The following is a 916-nucleotide window of genomic DNA, read 5'->3' as shown; positions in this document are numbered from 1 at the left end:
GGTATCGGCCGACCCATGCTTGTATCGAACCACCTTCCCGCAGGCAAGGACATCATTCTTCATAGTGAGAACGGCGTTCTTGGGATGGGTGCCGTTGCCACTGGGCCCGAAGCGGACCCAGACTACGTCAATGCAGGCAAGCAGTCCATTACGTTAAGAAACGGGGCGGCGCTGTTTCATCACGCGGACTCCTTCTCGATGATAAGGGGCGGCCATATTGACATCTGCATTCTAGGAGCGTTCCAAGTGTCGGAGCAGGGCGACCTGGCCAATTGGCGAACGATGGACGAAACTGCGATCCCCGCAGTGGGGGGGGCTATGGATCTTGCTGTCGGAGCCAAGCAGGTGTTCATCATGATGGAGCATCTGACTAAGGACGGTGAGTCAAAACTTGTCCGGTCCTGTTCCTACCCATTAACAGCGGCAAGAGTAGTAACGAGGGTCTACACAGACTTGGCGACGCTTGAGGTCACAGAAAAAGGGTTCAAGGTCGTCGATAGAGTAGTCGGGCTCTCGCACGAGGAGCTCGAATCAATTTCAAAATTAATAATCCAGGAGGAGTAACACAATGAAGATAAGAAACATGCTTGTAGCGGCTTCACTATTGGCCGTGAGCGGTGTGGCACAAGCCGCCTACCCGTCGGGGCCGATTACTATGGTGGTAGGCTTTTCACCCGGGGGCACGGCGGACTCGACTGCGCGCATCCTCGCCGAGGCGATGGGCAAGGTGTTGGGCCAGAGTATCGTCGTTGAGAATAAGGCCGGGGCGAATGGGAACATTGCAACATCTTACGTGGCACGCGCGGCACCTGACGGTTCAACGTTGTTCGTAACCTCGATCGGACACGCTGTTAATCCTGCTATGTACCGGAACGTGAACTACGACCCGGTTAAGGACTTCACGCCGATCGGGCGC

Annotated in this window: 2 protein-coding genes; both read left to right on the top strand. The window is 55.7% G+C overall.

Features of this window, described 5'->3' with window-relative positions; all coding sequences use genetic code 11:
• The coding region (locus CR155_RS20580) for a CoA-transferase (RefSeq protein ID WP_102071922.1) at positions 1-564 on the top strand (564 nt) is incomplete at its 5' end.
• Positions 565-568: 4 nt separating this feature from the next.
• Positions 569-916, top strand: a 348-nt coding sequence (locus CR155_RS20575) for a Bug family tripartite tricarboxylate transporter substrate binding protein (RefSeq protein WP_255399284.1), incomplete at its 3' end; no start/stop codon positions are given.

Origin of the sequence: Pollutimonas nitritireducens, assembly GCF_002849615.1 — a bacterium.
Lineage (GTDB): Bacteria > Pseudomonadota > Gammaproteobacteria > Burkholderiales > Burkholderiaceae_B > Pollutimonas > Pollutimonas nitritireducens.
Note: the sequence above shows the minus strand (reverse complement) of the source record. Positions and strands in the feature narration are given on the sequence as shown.